Genomic DNA, 17,933 nt, shown 5'->3' on the forward strand with positions numbered 1-17,933 from the left:
ACTTGGCAAGTACGCCACGTCCCATGTGCAGTTGTCCACAGATTTCGCGGTGTGGGATGCTTGCCGCCAGCATTTGAAATGCTCTTTTTAACTTGCTCATTGTTACATTTTGGTTTGCCATATCTCGCTAAAGGTTTTGTATTTCCTTCGGCAAAGATAGTAATTTAACTTCAATGGCAGAACCGAAATGAACTTTTGGTACCGATTCGAGCGCTACAGCGGTACCGATTGGTGCGCTACGCTGGTACCGGTTGGAGTGCTATGGTGGTACCGATTGGTGCGCTACGGTGGTACCGATTCAAGCGCTACGATGGTACCGTTTCGCCGATATTATCAAATGATACGCTTATGAAATAAAACCTATGCTTCTTCTTTCCTTGCCACTCAGGAGTTCGGCATGACAATATTCCTCGATTTCATCCAACGAGGCGAATTTGCCAGAGAGGATGTAGTCAACAGTGCGCTTGCGGGCGATATTCTCTATCTGACCACCAGAGAAATCAAAACGTAAGGCCAGTCGACGAGCATCATCTACACTGATATCCTTCAACATCGAGCACCAAATCTTGGTCTTTACATCCGTATCGGGTTTGTGAAACTCAACCTTGTATAGGAAACGACGCTCAAAGGCCTTGTCGAGGTTACTCGTCAGGTTGGTGGTGGCAATAAGTATTCCGTCGAGATCTTCAATTTCCTGCAAAATAATATTCTGCATAGCATTGTCCATCTTGTCGACAGAGTGTTCAACGTTCTCTGTACGTTTGTTGATGATTGCATCAGCCTCGTTGAAGAACAGAATAGGCATCACCTCGCTGTTCTTACACAGCCTGCGATAACGAGCAAACACCTCCTTGATGTTCTTCTCGCTTTCACCTACCCACTTGTCACGCAGGCCAGCTATATCTACCTGCATAAGGTCACGTCCCGTCTGACGAGCTATCTGAAGGACAGTCTCCGTCTTGCCTGTGCCAGGGGCACCATAGAACAAACAGGCAAACCCCTTACGCATACTCTGCTCCTCCAGACGTTTCTGAATAGAGGGCAGAGTCTCGGTACTAAGCAGACAGGTGAGTCGGTCTATCTGCTCTTGCTCAGATATATTGAAGAACAGCGATTTCTCCTTGATGGCCTTATGGCTCTTCAGACAACGGTCATCAGGTCTCCTACTTCTACACTTTGAGTGACTGGGCTTATAGGCGGAAAGCAGTTCTACTTTGGCCTTACGCGTAAGCATATACTGCTCAGCATCAGCCTGACCTTCCACACACTTATACTCAATATATCCACATTGAATAAGTGGGTGACTACCGTCTCTTAATCTTTCACGCATGAATTCACATTCATATTCATCAGGATAAAGGCGATCAATGGTCTGGAAAGTAAGCCCTTCACCGTCAGAACCCTCCCACTGGGCATAATCGACAACTATCAACAGCAGGAGCGACTGAACATGAATGTTATCAAACCTCAAAACCTCATGGCAAAGAGGCAGATGCGGATTCGCCTTGGCAATCTGAAGCATCCATTCCTCATCATCGTCAAAAACTGCATTGTGGTCATTCATATTCTTTTCAATATGTCTCTCCAATTTGTCAACGAACTGCTGCTCGTTAAGACCGTCGATCTTCTCTGGAACAAAGGGCTTATTATGTCGGAGTGCTGTGATGACATCGCGTACCAAGACCATCCCTTCAGAGATGCCACCAATCTCATGGACCCCTTTGTGAATAGCCCAGCGTTTGGTTACCAATTCCTCAATTTCCTCAGAATATACCATGATAGAAAGACGTGAACAGTCGAGATAGTTGCCCATGCCCTTCCAAGACATAGGTTCACCAGCCTCAACTAGCATGGCAAGAGCGACAATCTGGACGTTGGTTAAGCCTAGTTCCTTATTGAGGAAAGCCAAAGGATTCTTGACCGACTCCCAAAACTCGTCAGACAATTGAGAATCCTGCGCCATATCAAGGATTCTATCAAGCGCAGTGATGATAGTCCAAGTGGCAGGTTCCTTGAACTCATCTTTAGTCTTACTAGGGCAGTCTTCAAACTCTTCGACTCCAAAATTAAGTCTTCGTACTGGTCTCTTTCTTATATTCATAATAATTATATATTTTTGATTTCGATTATAAAATTAGAAAAAAATTCAGTTCCAACTTCCATTTATACGATTACCGACAGGAAGTTGTCTTATGCTGTAGCCTTTAGATAATGGCGACTCTCAGTACGCACCATATCAAGGAAACGTCTCATTTGTTGCTCGTTCAATCGGTACTTACGAGCAAAGTCAGAGGTGGTAAGTCCCTTATCCATCATGGAAAGGTAATCGTCCAGCATCTCACCTATGCCATGCCAATACTGCTTGTCGAGCCCCTTCTTCAGTACATTGAGCGTATCATCATAGCGAACTTGCCAGTCCGGTGAGACATCTGTAGATGAGAGCATATAGTTCATCATGGTATCAGAGTCATCTTCGTCAGAATATATCGGTTCATCCAAAGACATGGTAGTGCGCTTGTGCTTTAGGTGGTCGTATGCAGCCTTCTGAACCTCGCTCTCGATGTACCAAGTGGCAAAGGATATGAAACGAAACCCCAGACGGGCATCAAACATATCTGCTGCCCTTGTAATACCCAATGAACCAGCCATGATGAGGTCTTCAAAGGCTGTGCCAGAGGCAATATACTTCTTGGCAATAGTCACCACATAGCGTAGATTGGCATAGATGAACTTGCTTCTCGCTTGCTCACATCCTTGGCGCATCATACGCCAAAGTTCATTCTCTTCTATTGAAGATAGTGGTTCCGACTTTCTGATATCGCGTAAAAACATATTGACGCAACTATTGCTACGGTCTATGAAAGAGATATATTTGCCATTCTTATACATGATGTGTAAATATTTAAAGGTGAGACATTTGGTTACGAAGTAAATTGTCAAGGATGACTGTACCACCCTGTGCCACGAATGGGATAAGCACCTTACCGTCGTGCGACTGCGGACGGTCAATGGCAAAGTCAGAGGCATGAGGTGTAGCCTGACGTATGGCGTTGCGCGATTGGGCAATGTAATGACTGAAGAAGTGATCGAAGTCTGTGCTCTCGATAGTCTTAACCAGTGCATCACCCTCCTTGAAATAGAGCAAAGTGTAGAGCTGTTGCAGTGCCTTATAGTTGTTGGCAGCTGCAAGACGACGCTGATAGCCCTGTGGATGGAGTAAGGTGTAGATGTAAACGAGACGCGAATAGCGATCACGAAACTTTACCTGAGTCTCTTGTCCGTTCTCAGCAATAAGCAGCACGTCGTATCGACACCTAACGTTATTGATGTTGCTTGGTCTGACTTCAACCGCAACTATCGGTGGAAGGAGGCTGATGTCGTTCTTCATGTACTTGGTCAAGCGAGCTCTCAGCTCCTCAACCGTCATCTTTTCGATTTGTTCTTGGATTTTGTCATTCATACTTTGTGTAATTTTGACGCAAAGGTAGAAGTTTTATTTTATATGTACAAATAAATTGCGTTAAAAATACACAAAGCTCCTTTTTTTTCATTTTTTTCTTTTTCAGAAGGAAAATAGTTTGTAATTTTGCAGCATATTTTTTACCTAATATATAAATAAGGTATGGTATTGAACGCTGAAACCCATAAATGGGAGTCTGACTACTGGCATCCTGCAGTGACTGTCGATGCGGTGGTTTTTGGATATGACGAAGAAGAGAGAGGTTTGTCTGTCTTATTAATAGAACGAGGCGAAGAGCCCTTTAAGGGATCTTGGGCTCTGCCAGGTGGTTTCATTACCCAAAAGGATGAATCAGCCGAGGCAGCTGTATACAGAGAACTTCATGAGGAGACTAATGTGGAGGGTATTTACCTGAAAGAGTTTAAGACCTTTTCGAAGGTTGATCGAGATCCCCGTCAAGACGAACGTGTCATAACCATCGCTTTTCTGGCTCTTGTAGTCAAAGATATCTATCAGATCAAAGGAGGCGATGATGCCAGAAACGCACAATGGTTTTCGATGGGGCATCTGCCGAAGTTAGCCTTCGACCATCAGGAGATTATTGAAGTGGCATTTGAACGGTTACAACAGATAATACATTTTGAGCCGATCGTCTTTCATCTGCTCAACAAGGAGTCATTTACCATGCCGCAATTGCATAATATTTATAAAGCTATTCTCATGCCGCCAGAGGGTTCGAATGTCGCGAATGACAGACGTAATTTCATGAAAAAGATGTTGGCGTTGGGATATGTCAAGAAGACTGGCGAAATCGTGAGAGGGACATCCAACAGGCCACCTGAGCTTTATTGTTTTGATGAAGAGAAATATTGGGCAGTCATGAATGCCCATAAAGGAGTCCTTGTGCGCTGACGTTTTGTTACAGTTTTCCTGCCATAGCAGCTTTGAGAAGATCTGCACCTGACAATGCTTCATCATTGTCAGCTTCAAGTTGACGAATGTTCACTTCATACTGCTGTGGATAACGTTTGAATTCCTCTGTCATGCGCAGAATCCCTTCGTAGCAGCAGAAAGCTGGAGTATTCTGCCATTTAACAGACATGGAAGGAAGTGTGGGATCAAAAAGATTTCCATGAATGCTAATGCCGAACATCTCTCTAACCACGTCAGTTGTAAGGTTAATAAAATAAGGTATGCGTATTACCTTATAGCCAAAGCTCTCGTAAACGGCTTGGTTCGCACGGTCCTTCCTGATATTCATGGGATTTGTATAGTGCTGAAGGCCATCGAACTCAATAATCAGTTTCTCTTCTTCACAAAGATAGTCAGGACGAATGCGATAACTCTTTCCCCCTCTTTTACCAAATGGCTTATCATGAATCCAAGTCCGTCCAGGATAAAGAAATGGAAGATAGTCTTCCAACCCAATGAAATAAGACTTTGGACTTAACTTTGCTGCTTTTTCTGCCATCTCTCGTGTCTCACGGATGTAGGTACCTTTTCTGTTTGTTTGTCTTGCTGTCATTGTACTGTAATTTATATGTTTCGCAGCATAAAGATAGTTTTTCCTGCGATATAAGTCCTGAATCTATATGTATAGAATCTGGTGTATCTATTAAAGAAAAACAATATTTTTGCATACAAATAGTAATAAGAAGAAATGAAAACAATCGAAGAATATGCAAAACTAGGAGAGCATCATGATGTAATTCATGGAGGTCATCGTATGACAAATGCAGTATTACGTGAAGTCATAGTACCATTAGTAAGAAAGTTGCTATTAAATACTACTGAGAAATAATTGAGATGAATGTAATAATTCAACCATGATGATTGGTTGAAAAAGATGATAAAAAAACTATAATAGTATTTGTTATGATGGAGAAAAAGGAAAAATGGACAGATGAATTTGGTGGTGTATATACTGCTGATAAGAAAAAATTGCTTCGAGTGCCAAATGTTAAGCGGTATAAGATTGCAGAGGAGTGCGAAGAAGTAGATAAGGATGCCTTTGAGGGTTGTGAGATTCTGGAAGGACTATATTTGCCCCAATCGTTTAGCGATAAGGCTGCTGAGGATGTATTTTGCATCATGCCAGTTTCTGTAGATTGTTTACACCATTGGACTACACCTTACGTGGATGATGTTTATGACACAAACGAATTCTGGTATGACGAGGAGCATACGATGACGGATGAATATGGGGTGAAGTATGCAAATGAGGGAAGGCGACTGATTTCGGCAACGAAACCAGAACTGATAGGCGAGGAATACTATGTGCCTGATGGGGTACTGACTATATGTGATGGTGCTTTTGGCTTTTGTGGTGGAGTATTGCTGTCAGCCCCAAGGAGCATTAAGGTGATTGGTGATTATATTTTTGGAGAACAAAGTGGGAAAATCGTAATTCGTGACTGATATGGAGGAGAATGTGTTTAAGTTCAGAGTTTCGTTAGGGTATACTGAAGAAATAGAACTTTGGATAGAGATTCCAATAGAACTCTACCAAAGGATATGTGATAGCGTTGGAAAAGGTAAAATGGAAAGGTATGAGTTCTGTTTTAATTTCTCCAAACATGTTAAAGAGAAATTTCCAGAACTTGACATGTTGATTATTCAGCAAATAGATAAGTGGAAGAGTGAACACTACGGCTTAGATTGGCCTGATAATGTGTTGCATCTCTATGGACTTACCTCAACTTGGTTTCCTGAGGGAGAATAAATATTGTATTTTAAAATATGAATTATGTATGGAAATAAAAGTAATTTTATCAATCCTTAAAAACTTAAAGGTTGCACGATTTGAAGAGAATGCTAACGGCAGTTTCTTAGGAACTATGGTATATCAAGATTATACGTTTGGTGTATATCTATTTAAAGATTCAGTATGCCAATATATTTGTCTTGAATATGCTTTGCATGATGTTAAAGATATAGATAGTTCAGTCAATTCAATAGATGAAAGAGTTATTGCTGGTAGATACATCATAAATGGAACAGATATTATCTTGCAGTCCTACTTCCCGATTTTTGAGGATATATTCGTTGAACAGCAAGTTAACAATTCTATATGTGTATTAGAAAGAATGATACATATTTGCAAACACTAGAAATCTAACAGCACCTAAACGGTCACTATATAAAACTACATAAACCCGCCGGCATAGTAGCTGCGGGCGATATATGGTGAGGGCTCGTAATAGGCGCTTGTGTTGTAATTGTCGATAACTTCGCAGATGGGATTGTTGTAAACGCGGATGATGGCATCAGCATAGTCTTCATTCGACTGCATGGTGTTTAAAATCAGACGCTTATATACTTTACCCATCTGAGTTGCTGTGGGGATTTCAGGACAGAGTTCAGCATCTACTTGAGTAACATCGAAATTACCTGGCTGCAATCCGTATTCTTCAATCCAATCAGAAGCAACTGCTAATGGATTCTCAGAATGTAAAACATCTGCAAGAGATAGTTTCTTAGCAAGTTCGTCGTGCCCCATCATATTTGCAACGTATTTATTGGGCTGTTTAAGTTGGCGAGCTGTTCTCTCAATCATATAGCACACGAAATAGAGATCGTCTGTGCTGATTTCATCTTCTGGAAAGAATACGTTTTTCATTGACTGAAACTAGTTTAAATTGATTTTGCAAAGATAGTGTTTTTTGTGTGAACTTCAAAAAGAAACGAGTTTTTTTTGTAAAAAAAGCTCATTTAACGATAAAGCCTCACCGATTGGTGAGGCTTTAATATAGTTATTTAGGTGTAAACCTTAGTTTGCTGATTCGAATTCTTCGAGGAATCGGGTGTCGTTCTCAGAGAACATACGGAGGTCGCTGACGCGATACTTCAGGTTGGTGATACGCTCAACCCCCATACCGAAGGCGTAACCTGTATATTCCTTAGAGTCGATGCCGCAGAGCTCGAGCACGTTAGGATCAACCATACCGCAACCCAGAATCTCTACCCAGCCGGTGTGCTTACAGAAGCCGCAGCCCTCGCCGCCACAGATAAAGCATGAGATATCCATCTCGGCACTGGGCTCTGTGAATGGGAAGTAAGATGGGCGCAGACGGATCTTGGTGTCGGCACCAAACATCTCCTTAGCGAACGAAAGCAGCACCTGCTTCAGATCGGTAAACGATACGTTCTTGTCGATATACAGTCCCTCAACCTGATGGAAGAAGCAGTGTGCACGGGCGGTGATGGCCTCGTTACGATATACGCGACCTGGACAGATGACACGGATAGGAGCGGTAAGCTTGCCGTTCTCGTCGTGCATGTGTTCCATGACGCGAGCCTGAACACTTGATGTGTGCGAACGCAACAGGATATTCTTGGTGACATCGTTGGGATGCTGCGATACGAAGAAAGTATCCTGCATATCGCGTGCGGGGTGATCGGCAGCGAAGTTCATCTTGGTGAAGATATGGTTATCGTCCTCAACCTCAGGACCATCGGCGAGCACAAAACCCATGCGCGAGAAAATATCGATAATCTCGTTGGTAACGATTGTCAGCGGATGGCGGGTACCCAACTCAATGGGGTAGGGGGTGCGGGTCAGGTCGAGAGTCTCGTCGCTCGACTCTTGGGTCTCGCACTCTTCGCGCAGCAGATTGATGCGCTCGGTAGCCAATGTTTTCAGTTCGTTAATCTTCATGCCTACAGCCTTCTTCTGGTCGGCAGGTACCTCGCGGAAGTCGTTCATCAGGGCAGTAATCTCGCCCTTCTTGCTCAGATATTTCAGTCGGAGCTGCTCAACTTCCTCAGCGTTTTTAGCGCTCAAATTCTGTACTTCTTTCAGAAGTTCGTCTATCTTATCAAGTATCATAAACTATTAAAATTGCAATTTTGCGTGCAAAGGTACAAAAAAAATGAGAAAAAGGATGAAGAATTGAGAATATTTTGTACCTTTGCCGAAATTTTGAGAGAAATTAGAAAGATTAGGGTACTACATTAAGTAGATGAAAAGGTTTTTTATCGCGATTTTCGCAACGGTGCTGATGATGTTCTCATGCACAGGGAACAAAGCCAATCAGACGGAAGGAGTGCCAGCCGATAGTGTGGCTGACTCAACTGACACCACGGATGTTGACTCGATGGAGTTGCTGATTACAGAGACTCCGATGCCAAGGGCTGCTGATGCCATGTTTGACGATTTCTTGTTCAACTTCTTGGCCAATAAGAAGTTACAAAAAGAGCGTGTGGTGTTTCCACTCCGTGTGACTGAGGGAGATAAGATCACCAGAATCGAAAAGGACGACTGGAAAATGGAGCACTTGTTTATGCGTCAGGGGTATTACACCTTATTATTTAATGACGATAAGCAGATGCAGCTGATGAAGGATACCGCCGTGAACGAGGCCATTGTGGAGAAGATACTGCTGGCTAAGAAGCAAATAAAGAATTATATCTTCCAGCGTATCAAAGGGGCATGGCTGTTGCGCGAAATCAAGGTGACGCCCATGCAGGGGGATGCCAATGCGTCGTTCCTGGCTTTCTACCAGCGTTTTGTGACTGATAGCGCCTTCCAGGTGAAGAGCCTGAGCGAGACCGTTGACTTTGTAGGACCTGATCCTGATGATGATTTCAATATGATGGAGGGTGTGATTACACCTGAGACGTGGGAGGCTTTTGCACCCACGCTACCACAGAAAACACTCTATAATATCATCTATGGTAAGCCGCAGACTGAGGGTAATCAGAAGATATACCTGTTGAGAGGTGTGGCCAATGGATTTGAAATGGAGTTACGCTTCAAGAAAGTGGGCGGCAGATGGCTGCTCAAGAAAATGATGACGTAGGAGTGAATAGTGATTAGTGAATAGTGAAGAGAGAAAACAATTATAGTCTGAAACAGCATAACACATTTGGCATAGAGGCTAAGTGTGCACAGTTTGTGGAGTACAGCTCTGAGGCTGAGGCCAAGGAGGTGGCTGAATGGCTCCGCACTTCGCGCGTACCTTTTATTATTATAGGTGGAGGTAGCAACCTGCTGCTGACTCGCGACTACGAGGGTATCGTGGTCCACTCTGCCTGCAAAGGAATTGTTCGCAAAGGCAATCGTCTGGAGTGCGGAAGCGGCGAGGTGTTTGATGATGTGGTGGCCCAGAGCATCGAGATGGGCCTGTATGGTGCAGAGAACCTGTCGCTGATTCCTGGCGATGTGGGTGCAAGTGCTGTTCAGAATATCGGCGCCTATGGTGCTGAGGCCAAGGACCTGATTCGCAGCATCCGGGCTGTCGAGATTGCCACAGGAAACGTGTGTGTCATCGAGAATGCCGAATGCGAATATGGCTATCGTCAGAGCCGTTTCAAGCACGACTGGAAGAACCAGTATCTGATACTGAGCGTGGAATACGAGTTCTCTGAGACTTTTGAGCCTCGTTTGGATTATGGTAATATCCGTGCGGAGTTGGAGAAGGCGGGCATCGGCCAGCCATCTGCTCAGCAGCTACGTGATACGATTATCCGTATCCGTGAGGCCAAATTGCCCGATCCTAAGGTGCTGGGCAATGCGGGCAGTTTCTTCATGAACCCCATTGTGAACCGCGAAAAATACGAAAGCTTAGCTGCTCAATATGCAGGTATGCCTCACTATGATATCGATGCCGATCACGTAAAGATTCCTGCAGGCTGGATGATCGACCAGTGCGGCTGGAAAGGTAAATCGTTAGGCAGGGCAGGCGTTCACGACAAACAGGCCTTGGTGCTGGTGAACAGAGGTGGTGCTACAGGCGAGGAGGTGGTGGCGCTGTGTCGTAAGATTCAGACCGACGTAAAAGCAAAATATGGTATTGATATCTATCCGGAGGTGAACGTGATATGAAACTGACGTTTTTAGGCACAGGAACTTCGTGTGGTGTACCTGTTATAGGGTGCCAGTGCAAGGTCTGCCAGAGTGTCGACCCTAAGGATAAGCGTACACGCTGTTCGGCGCTTGTCGAAACCGAGTCGACGCGTATTCTGATTGATTGCGGACCGGATTTCCGTCAGCAGATATTGCCACAGCCCTTCCGTAAGATTGACGGTATATTGATTACCCATTCGCATTACGACCACATGGGAGGCATGGACGATATTCGTCCGTACTGCCAGTTCGGAGCCATTAATGTATATGCCGATCCGATTGCTAAAAAGGGGATGCTGGAGATGCTGCCTTACTGCTTTGCAGAGAACCGCTATCCTGGTGTGCCTGCTATCGGACTGCATGAGATTCTTCCCCATCACCCCTTGCAGATAGGTGATATGGAGGTGATGCCCATCCAGGTGATGCATGGCAAGTTGCCTATCTTGGGTTACAGGATTGGTAAACTGGCTTATATCACGGACATGAAGACCATTGATGAGGGGGAACTGCCCTATCTGGAAGGTACGGAATTATTGGTGGTCAATGCACTCCGTTTTGAAAAACCGCATCATTCCCACCAGCTGATGGATGATGCCATTGCCTTTGCCCGTAGGGTGGGGGCTAAGCGTACACTCATCATCCACGTGTGTCATGATGTAGGGCTTCACGAAGAGGTGAATCAGCGTTTGCCAGAGGGAATAGATCTGGCTTACGATGGACAAGAAATATATCTGTAATTATGTAAAATGCAAAGATTATTCATTAAAATACGTTAATAATAAACGCTATTTTAGGGAATGTTTTGCTGGTATCGAAAAAAATCGTACCTTTGCACCGTGTGTTTTTCATAGTATTAGATTTAAGGTTAACAAAAGGTTTGGGTCACAGCGGTGACCCTTTTTTTATAGCCATCTTCTGCGTTTGCCTTTTTCTTTTCCAAACAGCGAGCTGTAGCCTTTCATGAGTTTGCGTATCAGCAGAATAGCATCTACAGCCATAAAACCATTGCTTACCAAGCTGGCAATATAGTCGCCCTTTGAGGATTCCTCGCGCTTACGGAAAGTCTCATTCCAGAGTGAGGCCACCTTGTCTTTGTCGTGCTGAATCTCCTCCAGCAGTGCATCTTTACGCTCGCGAATCTCATCGAGCGTACCAAAGTCGTTAGTCGTCTTCTTATGATTCTGCATAGTCGTTATTTACTGAGTAGCAATCTGGCCAGGAATTTGACCAGCGGTTTCTCGATCCAGGGTTTGCGGAAGAAGAAAAAGAGGATGAAGAGCAGCAGATAGAGTAGCGAGATGATGAGGAAGGCGAGGGCCGTACCTGTAAATGTGGCCAGCCAGAAGGCGATGGCAAACGACAGGTAGGTCAGTACTGCAGCCAGCACCAGTATAAACACGATAGCCAAGGCGGCAGCTGTTAACAGGCGTACCACCTTGTCTATCATATCGAGCTTCACGTATTCAGTCTGGAGCCCGAGATAGTGTTTAAGCACCTCTATCAGCTGTGCTATGTTCTCAACGTTCTTATCGCTGGATAGCATGGGTTACTCCTCCTCTGCAGCTGCGTCCTGAATATCGTCAACAAGGTCGACTACTTCTTTGCGGCTCAGTTTGATATTGTGCTTCTTCATGAAGTCGTCCACAGCATCAGTGATTCTTACACGCGTGTCCTGTCCTTTCTCAGGAGCTACCAGGATACCAATAACTGCACCAGCGAGTGCACCACCAATAAATGCGCTAATGTAACCTAAACTTTTCATAATCTTCCTTTTAAGTTATTAATAATGTGTATTGATAATATATTCTTTTGCAAATATACAAAAGTTTTCGGTTGTAGTGCAAAAAACTGCCAATTTTTTTATAAAAAAGTTGTGTTTTCCTTGATTTAACAAACTTTATGCTGTATTTTGTCTTGATTTAGCGCAATAATTAGTAATTTCGCACACAAAATATAGAATTAATAATTTATTTGAAATAAAAACTTAGGAAAAATGAAGAAGTACACGGTATTATGCGCAGGTCTCTGCCTCGCATTCGCAATGACAAGTTGTAAGACAAGTGAGAGCGCCTATAAGAAGGCTTACGAGAAGGCAAAGCAGTATGACACCGCTCAGCCAGCAGCTCAGACAACTGTTGAGACTGCTCCTGTTGTGGCTCCTGTACAGGCTAAGCCTGCTACTGATACTCAGGTGGTTGACAATCTCGATAATGTGTCTGTGCGTCAGGAGAGCGTATCGCTGGTTAGCGGTAGCGGTCTGAAGGCTTTCAGCGTGGTTGTAGGCTCGTTTGGCGTTCGTGCTAATGCTGAGGGCTTGATGCAGCGCCTGAAGAATGCTGGCTATGATGCTCAGGTGGTTAAGAACGAGGAGAAGAATATGTTCCGCGTTGTTGCCTCTACCTTTGCCGATAAGGCTTCAGCAGTTTCAAGCCGCGATCAGATTCGTGCATCATATCCTGATGCTTGGTTGCTTTATAACGCTCGTTAATTAGCAACTTTGGCTCGTATTCTTTCTATCGATTACGGTAAGAAGCGCACCGGATTAGCAGTCACCGATCCTCTGCAGATCATCGCTGGAGGATTGGCGACTGTTGCTACATCTGAGCTCTTTGACTACCTGACGGCCTATATCGCCCGCGAACAGGTAGAGTTGATAGTGATTGGCGAACCTCGTCAGCCTAATGGTGAGCCCAGTGAGAATCTGGCGCGCGTCCAGCAGTTCGTGAACCGTTGGCGCAAGGCTGTACCGCAGGTGCCCATTCAGTATTACGACGAGCGCTTCACCTCTGTGTTGGCCCATCAGGTCATGCTGGATGGAGGTTTGAAGAAGAAAGCCCGTCAGAACAAAGGACTGGTGGACGAGATTTCGGCAACCATCATCCTCGAAGATTATCTTCGCTCTAAGAAATAATTTATAAACACTTAATATAATATAGTTGTAAATGGTACTTCCTATTTATATATTTGGTCAGCCTGTACTTCGTAAGGTGGCTGAAGATATTACGCCCGATTATCCCCAGCTGAAGGATCTGATTGGTGATATGTGGGAGACTCTGGCCGAATCGGAGGGTATTGGATTGGCTGCCCCACAGATTGGTAAGCCCATCCGTCTGGTGGTTATCGACCTCGATGTACTTGCCGACGATATGCCTGAGTATAAAGGTTTTAAGCAGGTGTATATCAATGCTCATATCGTAGAGTATGATGAGTCGAATACCGATGTGTCGGAAGAGGGATGTCTCTCTATTCCTGCCATCCATGAGAAGGTGACTCGTCCAACCCGCATCCATGTGGAGTGGGATGATGAGAACTTTGAGCACCACGACGAATGGGTTGAAGGCTATCTGGCCCGTGTGATGCAGCATGAGTTCGATCATCTGGACGGTAAGATGTTTGTTGACCGCATTTCACAGCTTCGCAAACAGCTCATCAAGAGTAAGTTGCGCGCTCTGACTCAGGGACGATTCCGCTGTGGTTATAAGACCAAAGTGGTGAGAAAGTAAAAGAGTGAATAGTGAAAAGTGGAGGGTAATATGAGACGTTTGAGAGGATGGAACAGATTGCTGGTGTTGTTATTCACTATTCACTGTTCACTATTCACTGCATTTGCGCAGTTTAATACCGATCGCCTGGTGATGATAGGGCGGTCGGCACTTTATTACGAGGACTATGTACTGTCTATCCAGTACTTTAATCAGGCCATCAGCATGAAGCCCTGGCTCTATGAGCCTTGGTTCTTTCGTGGGGTGGCCAAGTTTTATTTGGATGATTTCCGTGGGGCGGAGAGCGACTGCTCTGAGGCGATAGAGCGCAATCCCTATGTGGTGAGCGCCTATGAGTTGCGTGGCCTCTGTCGCATCAATCAGAAGAAATACAGTGAGGCTGTGCATGATTATGACCGTGCGCTTCGCTATGATCCTGACAACCAGGGACTCTGGCATAACCGTGTGCTCTGTCTGATTCAGGATAAGAAATACGATTTGGCTTTGGCGCAGATTGATACTATTTCAGCCCGTTGGTCGAAATATGCGCGTGCCTACTCGATGCAGGCCGAAATTTATTTGTTGCAGCAGGATACTACTAAGGCTGTGAGATCGCTCGACAAGAGTCTGGAACTTGATCCTTACGATGGCGGCATCTGGGCCGAGAGGGCTGTGATCAGTCTGGCACGCCAGAAGTGGAAGGAAGGCGAGGAGTTCCTCACCAAGAGTATCCACCTGTTGCCCAAACAATCCGGCAACTATATCAACCGTGCTCTGGCGCGATTCAATCAGAACAACCTGCGTGGGGCGATGGCGGATTACGATACAGCCCTCGATCTCGACCCCAATAATTTCTTAGGTCATTATAACCGTGGACTGCTGCGTGCCCAGGTGGGTGATGACAACCGCGGTATTGAGGACTTCGATTTCGTTTTGAAACTGGAGCCCGACAACCTGATGGCACTCTTTAATCGTGCCTTGCTGTTGGAACAGACGGGCAATTTACGGGCTGCCATCCGCGACTATTCCAAGGTGATTGAGGAATATCCCAACTTCTGGTTCGGACTCCAGCATCGTGCCTCTTGTTATCGCCGTTTGGGAAACACCAAACAGGCAGAGCTGGATGAGTTCCGCATCCTGAAAGCCCAGATCGACAAGCGCTATGGCAAACAGCCGCGACTCACCAAGAAGCAGATGCGTAAGCGTAGCGATATCGATCCTGACAAGTATAACCAGTTGGTGGTGGCCGACGAGCAGGAAGTGGAGCACGAGTATAAGAGCGACTATCGTGGACGCGTGCAGAACCGCAAGGCTGAGGTAAACCTGCTGCCTATGTATGGTCTCACATTCGTCCAGCCACAAAACAATGTCAAGGTGGAAACGCCTTTCGAGAACTCTGTCGATGCCTTCAATCAGACCTCGGGTTCGCATACCGTCTATCTCTCGTGCGAGCAGCGTAATCTGAGCGAGAGCAGCATGAAGCAGACTTTCGAGTATATCGACTCGCTAAGTAATCTGATCGATCAGACCAAGATTACAGCCAAGGTGGCACCCTTGTTGTTGCTGCGTGCCGTGGCCTATGGCTCAATCCAGAACTTTGACAATGCCATCGACGACCTGAGCATCTGCTTGCAGATCGATTCCACCTCGTCGTTAGCCTACTGGCAGCGCGCCGTTTGTCAGGCAAAGATCAATGAATTCAATGCCTCTGAGGGTACTAATATCGACCTCAAGTCGGCTAATGTACTTGGCGACCTTTCCGATGCCATCGCCTTGACGCCCCGGAATGCCTACCTATATTATAATAGAGGTAATCTGTATGCTATGCGTCGCGATTATCAGCGCGCCATTGCCGATTACTCTAAAGCTATAGATATGAATCAGGATCTGGCTGAGGCGTGGTTCAATCGCGGTTTGGTTAAGATTTATGCTAAACATGTGGCTGAAGGTATCGAGGATTTGTCGAAAGCAGGCGAGTTAGGCCTCTATCAGGCTTATAGTGTCATCAAAAAGTATCGCGAAAAGTAAATTTTTGGCTAAATATGCTATATTTAGGAATAAAAACACTATCTTTGCACGCAATTTCAAAATTCAAACATATATTGTAGATATGATGATTAACATTACATTCCCAGACGGATCTGTTCGTTCGTATGAGCAGGGCGTAACTGGTTTCCAGATTGCAGAGAGCATCTCTCCAGCTCTCGCACGCAGCGTTGTAAGCTGTGGAGTAAACGGTGAGACAGTAGAGCTGAACCGTCCTATTAACGAGGACGCCACTATCGCGCTCTACAAGTTTGACGACGAGCAGGGTAAGCATACCTTCTGGCACACATCGGCCCACTTGCTGGCCGAGGCTCTACAGGAGTTGTATCCTGGCATTCAGTTCGGTTTCGGACCTGCTGTCGAGAATGGTTTCTTCTATGATGTGCTGCTGAAGGATGGCGAGAGCATCAAGGAGAGCGATTTCCCCAAGATTGAGGCTAAGATGAAGGAACTGGCTGGTAAGAAAGAGCCTGTTGTTCGTCGTGAGGTACCCAAGGCCGAGGCCCTGAAGCAGTTTGCTGAGTGGGGACAGACCTATAAGTGCGAGCACATCGAGCAGGATCTTGAAGACGGTTCTATCACCACCTATACCCAGGGTAATTTCACCGACCTGTGCCGTGGTCCACACCTCGTGGATACAGGCGAGATCAAGGCTGTTAAGCTGACAAGCGTTGCCGGTGCTTTCTGGCGTGGCGATGCTAACCGCGAGCAGATGCAGCGCTTGTACGGTATCTCATTCCCCAAGAAGAAGATGCTCGACGAGTATCTCGAGATGCTGGAGGAGGCTAAGAAGCGCGACCACCGTAAGATTGGTAAGGAGATGGAACTCTTTATGTTCTCAGAGAAGGTAGGTAAGGGTCTGCCCATCTGGTTGCCAAAGGGTACCGAGCTCCGTCTGCGCCTGCAGGATCACCTGCGCAAGGTTCAGAAGCGTTTCGGTTATCAGGAGGTTATCACTCCACATATCGGTTCTAAGAACCTCTACGTTACCTCTGGTCACTATGCACACTATGGCAAGGATTCATTCCAGCCTATCCATACCCCTGAGGAGGACGAGGAGTACATGCTGAAGCCCATGAACTGTCCTCATCACTGCGAGATTTTCGCTTGGAAGCCCCGTTCATACCGTGACCTGCCTCTGCGTATAGCTGAGTTCGGTACTGTATATCGCTACGAGCAGAGTGGTGAGTTGCACGGACTGACTCGTGTACGTTCGTTCACACAGGATGATGCCCACCTGTTCTGTCGTCCCGACCAGGTTAAGCAGGAGTTCCTCAACGTGATGGATATCATCGGCATCGTGCTCACTGCCTTCGGATTCAACTTCGAGGCTCAGATTTCTCTGCGCGATCCTAACGACCACGAGAAGTACGTTGGTACTGATGAGGACTGGGCACTGGCTGAGAAGGCTATTGTTGAGGCTTGTCAGGAGAAGGGCCTGCCCGCAAAGGTAGAATACGGCGAGGCTGCTTTCTATGGTCCAAAGCTCGACTTCATGATTAAGGACGCTATCGGTCGTCGCTGGCAGCTGGGTACTATTCAGGTTGACTACAACCTGCCTAAGCGCTTCAACCTCGAGTACACCGATGAGGACAACCAGAAGAAGACACCTGTTATGATTCACCGTGCACCATTTGGATCAATGGAGCGTTTCTGCGCTGTGCTGATCGAGCACACCAGTGGTCACTTCCCCCTGTGGCTGACACCTGATCAGGTGGCTATCCTGCCTCTGTCGGAGAAGTACAACGACTATGCTCAGGAGGTTGCCAAGAAGTTCGATATGGGTGGCGTCCGTGCTACTGTCGATATGCGTAACGAAAAGCTGGGTCGTAAGATTCGCGATAACGAGCTGAAGCGTATTCCTTACATGGTTATCGTAGGCGAGAAGGAAGCTGCCGAGGGTACTGTAGCTGTTCGTCCTCAGGGCGGTGGCGAGCAGAGCGTGAAGACCATTCAGGAGTTCATCGATGAGGTGAACGCTCGTGTGGCCGAGATGACAAAAGACTTCTAATGTTAAATATTTATAAAAGATATCATAAAGTTAATATTTCGGAGGTCAAAGTTCAAGGAAAATTAGTAATTTTGCAGCCGATTTTCA

General features: G+C 45.8%; 23 protein-coding genes. 14 read left to right on the forward strand and 9 right to left on the reverse strand.

Going from position 1 to position 17,933, the window contains the following annotated elements; genetic code table 11:
* Nucleotides 1–187: 187 nt before the first annotated feature.
* Entirely contained in the window at nucleotides 188–352 is a 165-nt protein-coding gene (locus T495_RS15655; RefSeq protein WP_155993345.1) for a hypothetical protein, read from the forward strand.
* On the opposite strand, the gene T495_RS14970 is transcribed toward T495_RS15655, so the two are convergent.
* The 3 genes from T495_RS14970 to T495_RS15980 form a co-directional block, all read right to left on the reverse strand.
* Nucleotides 347–2,101, reverse strand: a complete 1,755-nt coding sequence (locus T495_RS14970; RefSeq protein ID WP_081831941.1) for an ATP-binding protein — start codon at nucleotides 2,099–2,101, stop codon at nucleotides 347–349. The two genes, T495_RS15655 and T495_RS14970, sit on opposite strands and share 6 nt — an antisense overlap.
* 89 nt (nucleotides 2,102–2,190) lie before the next feature.
* Complete coding sequence (locus tag T495_RS14975; protein WP_197020313.1) at nucleotides 2,191–2,832, reverse strand: sigma factor; 642 nt, start codon at nucleotides 2,830–2,832, stop codon at nucleotides 2,191–2,193.
* Nucleotides 2,833–2,902: 70 nt separating this feature from the next.
* The gene (locus T495_RS15980) at nucleotides 2,903–3,460 is read right to left on the reverse strand and encodes a hypothetical protein (protein WP_033147188.1); all 558 of its coding nucleotides are present in this window, start codon (nucleotides 3,458–3,460) and stop codon (nucleotides 2,903–2,905) included.
* Nucleotides 3,461–3,622: 162 nt separating this feature from the next.
* On the opposite strand from T495_RS15980, the gene T495_RS0100020 reads away from it, so the two are divergent.
* Entirely contained in the window at nucleotides 3,623–4,372 is a 750-nt protein-coding gene (locus T495_RS0100020; RefSeq protein WP_051651779.1) for an NUDIX domain-containing protein, read from the forward strand.
* Between the two features lie 7 nt (nucleotides 4,373–4,379).
* Here the strand turns inward: T495_RS0100020 and T495_RS0100025 are convergent, their stop codons facing one another.
* Nucleotides 4,380–4,985 carry a DUF559 domain-containing protein gene (locus tag T495_RS0100025; RefSeq protein WP_033147189.1) on the reverse strand — a complete coding sequence of 202 codons (606 nt, stop codon included), beginning with the start codon at nucleotides 4,983–4,985 and terminating at the stop codon, nucleotides 4,380–4,382.
* A gap of 135 nt (nucleotides 4,986–5,120) precedes the next feature.
* Here T495_RS0100025 and T495_RS15660 point away from each other — a divergent pair, with 135 nt between their 5' ends.
* The 4 genes from T495_RS15660 to T495_RS0100040 all read left to right on the forward strand — a co-directional run bounded on the left by T495_RS15660 (nucleotide 5,121) and on the right by T495_RS0100040 (nucleotide 6,570).
* A complete protein-coding gene (locus T495_RS15660) occupies nucleotides 5,121–5,261 on the forward strand; it encodes a hypothetical protein (RefSeq protein ID WP_155993346.1) in 141 nt (46 codons plus the stop codon).
* 74 nt (nucleotides 5,262–5,335) lie between these two features.
* The gene (locus tag T495_RS0100030; RefSeq protein WP_155993347.1) at nucleotides 5,336–5,878 is read left to right on the forward strand and encodes a hypothetical protein; all 543 of its coding nucleotides are present in this window, start codon (nucleotides 5,336–5,338) and stop codon (nucleotides 5,876–5,878) included.
* Nucleotide 5,879: 1 nt separating this feature from the next.
* Nucleotides 5,880–6,182, forward strand: coding sequence for a hypothetical protein (locus T495_RS0100035; protein ID WP_033147191.1), 303 nt, complete (start codon nucleotides 5,880–5,882; stop codon nucleotides 6,180–6,182).
* Between the two features lie 28 nt (nucleotides 6,183–6,210).
* On the forward strand, nucleotides 6,211–6,570 hold the full coding sequence (locus T495_RS0100040) for a hypothetical protein (RefSeq protein WP_033147192.1): 360 nt from the start codon (nucleotides 6,211–6,213) through the stop codon (nucleotides 6,568–6,570).
* A 35-nt stretch (nucleotides 6,571–6,605) separates the two neighbouring features.
* Here T495_RS0100040 and T495_RS0100045 read toward each other — a convergent pair whose 3' ends face one another.
* Both T495_RS0100045 and pheS read right to left on the reverse strand, forming a co-directional pair.
* A complete protein-coding gene (locus tag T495_RS0100045) occupies nucleotides 6,606–7,079 on the reverse strand; it encodes a hypothetical protein (protein WP_033147193.1) in 474 nt (157 codons plus the stop codon).
* 150 nt (nucleotides 7,080–7,229) lie between these two features.
* Nucleotides 7,230–8,288: a phenylalanine--tRNA ligase subunit alpha gene (gene pheS / locus T495_RS0100050; RefSeq protein WP_033147194.1), complete on the reverse strand. Its 1,059-nt coding sequence runs from the start codon at nucleotides 8,286–8,288 to the stop codon at nucleotides 7,230–7,232.
* Between the two features lie 133 nt (nucleotides 8,289–8,421).
* Here pheS and T495_RS0100055 point away from each other — a divergent pair, with 133 nt between their 5' ends.
* Genes T495_RS0100055 through T495_RS0100065 form a run of 3 tightly spaced genes read left to right on the forward strand, consistent with a single transcriptional unit; the run spans nucleotide 8,422 to nucleotide 11,044 of the window.
* Nucleotides 8,422–9,261, forward strand: a complete 840-nt coding sequence (locus tag T495_RS0100055) for a DUF4348 domain-containing protein (RefSeq protein WP_028903958.1) — start codon at nucleotides 8,422–8,424, stop codon at nucleotides 9,259–9,261.
* Between the two features lie 23 nt (nucleotides 9,262–9,284).
* Nucleotides 9,285–10,286 (forward strand): UDP-N-acetylmuramate dehydrogenase, encoded by a 1,002-nt coding sequence (gene murB, locus T495_RS0100060; protein ID WP_033147195.1) that lies wholly within the window; start codon nucleotides 9,285–9,287, stop codon nucleotides 10,284–10,286.
* Nucleotides 10,283–11,044 (forward strand): MBL fold metallo-hydrolase, encoded by a 762-nt coding sequence (locus T495_RS0100065; RefSeq protein WP_028903956.1) that lies wholly within the window; start codon nucleotides 10,283–10,285, stop codon nucleotides 11,042–11,044. Before murB ends, T495_RS0100065 begins: the two co-directional genes overlap by 4 nt.
* A 165-nt stretch (nucleotides 11,045–11,209) precedes the next feature.
* On the opposite strand, the gene T495_RS0100070 is transcribed toward T495_RS0100065, so the two are convergent.
* Genes T495_RS0100070 through T495_RS0100080 form a run of 3 tightly spaced genes read right to left on the reverse strand, consistent with a single transcriptional unit; the run spans nucleotide 11,210 to nucleotide 12,069 of the window.
* Entirely contained in the window at nucleotides 11,210–11,494 is a 285-nt protein-coding gene (locus tag T495_RS0100070; RefSeq protein ID WP_028903955.1) for a hypothetical protein, read from the reverse strand.
* Between the two features lie 5 nt (nucleotides 11,495–11,499).
* Nucleotides 11,500–11,850 carry a phage holin family protein gene (locus tag T495_RS0100075; RefSeq protein ID WP_028903954.1) on the reverse strand — a complete coding sequence of 117 codons (351 nt, stop codon included), beginning with the start codon at nucleotides 11,848–11,850 and terminating at the stop codon, nucleotides 11,500–11,502.
* 3 nt (nucleotides 11,851–11,853) lie between these two features.
* The gene (locus tag T495_RS0100080) at nucleotides 11,854–12,069 is read right to left on the reverse strand and encodes a YtxH domain-containing protein (RefSeq protein WP_028903953.1); all 216 of its coding nucleotides are present in this window, start codon (nucleotides 12,067–12,069) and stop codon (nucleotides 11,854–11,856) included.
* Nucleotides 12,070–12,300: 231 nt separating this feature from the next.
* Here T495_RS0100080 and T495_RS0100085 point away from each other — a divergent pair, with 231 nt between their 5' ends.
* The 5 genes from T495_RS0100085 (at nucleotide 12,301) to thrS (ending at nucleotide 17,846) form a co-directional block, all read left to right on the forward strand.
* Complete coding sequence (locus T495_RS0100085; protein ID WP_028903952.1) at nucleotides 12,301–12,795, forward strand: SPOR domain-containing protein; 495 nt, start codon at nucleotides 12,301–12,303, stop codon at nucleotides 12,793–12,795.
* A 9-nt stretch (nucleotides 12,796–12,804) separates the two neighbouring features.
* Complete coding sequence (gene ruvX / locus T495_RS0100090) at nucleotides 12,805–13,218, forward strand: Holliday junction resolvase RuvX (protein ID WP_028903951.1); 414 nt, start codon at nucleotides 12,805–12,807, stop codon at nucleotides 13,216–13,218.
* Between the two features lie 31 nt (nucleotides 13,219–13,249).
* Nucleotides 13,250–13,810, forward strand: coding sequence for a peptide deformylase (gene def, locus T495_RS0100095; RefSeq protein ID WP_028903950.1), 561 nt, complete (start codon nucleotides 13,250–13,252; stop codon nucleotides 13,808–13,810).
* 30 nt (nucleotides 13,811–13,840) lie between these two features.
* The gene (locus T495_RS0100100; RefSeq protein ID WP_033147196.1) at nucleotides 13,841–15,817 is read left to right on the forward strand and encodes a tetratricopeptide repeat protein; all 1,977 of its coding nucleotides are present in this window, start codon (nucleotides 13,841–13,843) and stop codon (nucleotides 15,815–15,817) included.
* Nucleotides 15,818–15,902: 85 nt separating this feature from the next.
* Entirely contained in the window at nucleotides 15,903–17,846 is a 1,944-nt protein-coding gene (gene thrS / locus T495_RS0100105) for a threonine--tRNA ligase (protein WP_028903948.1), read from the forward strand.
* Nucleotides 17,847–17,933: the final 87 nt, after the last annotated feature.

The organism is Prevotella sp. P6B1, assembly GCF_000702825.1.
Lineage (GTDB): Bacteria > Bacteroidota > Bacteroidia > Bacteroidales > Bacteroidaceae > Prevotella.

Bases quoted from the DNA above. Each gene is read 5' to 3' on its own strand.
- T495_RS15655 (WP_155993345.1), top strand. From the start codon at position 188: ATGAACTTTTGGTACCGATTCGAGCGCTACAGCGGTACCGATTGGTGC.
- T495_RS14970 (WP_081831941.1), bottom strand. From the start codon at position 2,101: ATGAATATAAGAAAGAGACCAGTACGAAGACTTAATTTTGGAGTCGAA.
- T495_RS14975 (WP_197020313.1), bottom strand. From the start codon at position 2,832: ATGTTTTTACGCGATATCAGAAAGTCGGAACCACTATCTTCAATAGAA.
- T495_RS15980 (WP_033147188.1), bottom strand. From the start codon at position 3,460: ATGAATGACAAAATCCAAGAACAAATCGAAAAGATGACGGTTGAGGAG.
- T495_RS0100020 (WP_051651779.1), top strand. From the start codon at position 3,623: ATGGTATTGAACGCTGAAACCCATAAATGGGAGTCTGACTACTGGCAT.
- T495_RS0100025 (WP_033147189.1), bottom strand. From the start codon at position 4,985: ATGACAGCAAGACAAACAAACAGAAAAGGTACCTACATCCGTGAGACA.
- T495_RS15660 (WP_155993346.1), top strand. From the start codon at position 5,121: ATGAAAACAATCGAAGAATATGCAAAACTAGGAGAGCATCATGATGTA.
- T495_RS0100030 (WP_155993347.1), top strand. From the start codon at position 5,336: ATGATGGAGAAAAAGGAAAAATGGACAGATGAATTTGGTGGTGTATAT.
- T495_RS0100035 (WP_033147191.1), top strand. From the start codon at position 5,880: ATGGAGGAGAATGTGTTTAAGTTCAGAGTTTCGTTAGGGTATACTGAA.
- T495_RS0100040 (WP_033147192.1), top strand. From the start codon at position 6,211: ATGGAAATAAAAGTAATTTTATCAATCCTTAAAAACTTAAAGGTTGCA.
- T495_RS0100045 (WP_033147193.1), bottom strand. From the start codon at position 7,079: ATGAAAAACGTATTCTTTCCAGAAGATGAAATCAGCACAGACGATCTC.
- pheS (WP_033147194.1), bottom strand. From the start codon at position 8,288: ATGATACTTGATAAGATAGACGAACTTCTGAAAGAAGTACAGAATTTG.
- T495_RS0100055 (WP_028903958.1), top strand. From the start codon at position 8,422: ATGAAAAGGTTTTTTATCGCGATTTTCGCAACGGTGCTGATGATGTTC.
- T495_RS0100065 (WP_028903956.1), top strand. From the start codon at position 10,283: ATGAAACTGACGTTTTTAGGCACAGGAACTTCGTGTGGTGTACCTGTT.
- T495_RS0100070 (WP_028903955.1), bottom strand. From the start codon at position 11,494: ATGCAGAATCATAAGAAGACGACTAACGACTTTGGTACGCTCGATGAG.
- T495_RS0100075 (WP_028903954.1), bottom strand. From the start codon at position 11,850: ATGCTATCCAGCGATAAGAACGTTGAGAACATAGCACAGCTGATAGAG.
- T495_RS0100080 (WP_028903953.1), bottom strand. From the start codon at position 12,069: ATGAAAAGTTTAGGTTACATTAGCGCATTTATTGGTGGTGCACTCGCT.
- T495_RS0100085 (WP_028903952.1), top strand. From the start codon at position 12,301: ATGAAGAAGTACACGGTATTATGCGCAGGTCTCTGCCTCGCATTCGCA.
- def (WP_028903950.1), top strand. From the start codon at position 13,250: ATGGTACTTCCTATTTATATATTTGGTCAGCCTGTACTTCGTAAGGTG.
- T495_RS0100100 (WP_033147196.1), top strand. From the start codon at position 13,841: ATGAGACGTTTGAGAGGATGGAACAGATTGCTGGTGTTGTTATTCACT.
- thrS (WP_028903948.1), top strand. From the start codon at position 15,903: ATGATTAACATTACATTCCCAGACGGATCTGTTCGTTCGTATGAGCAG.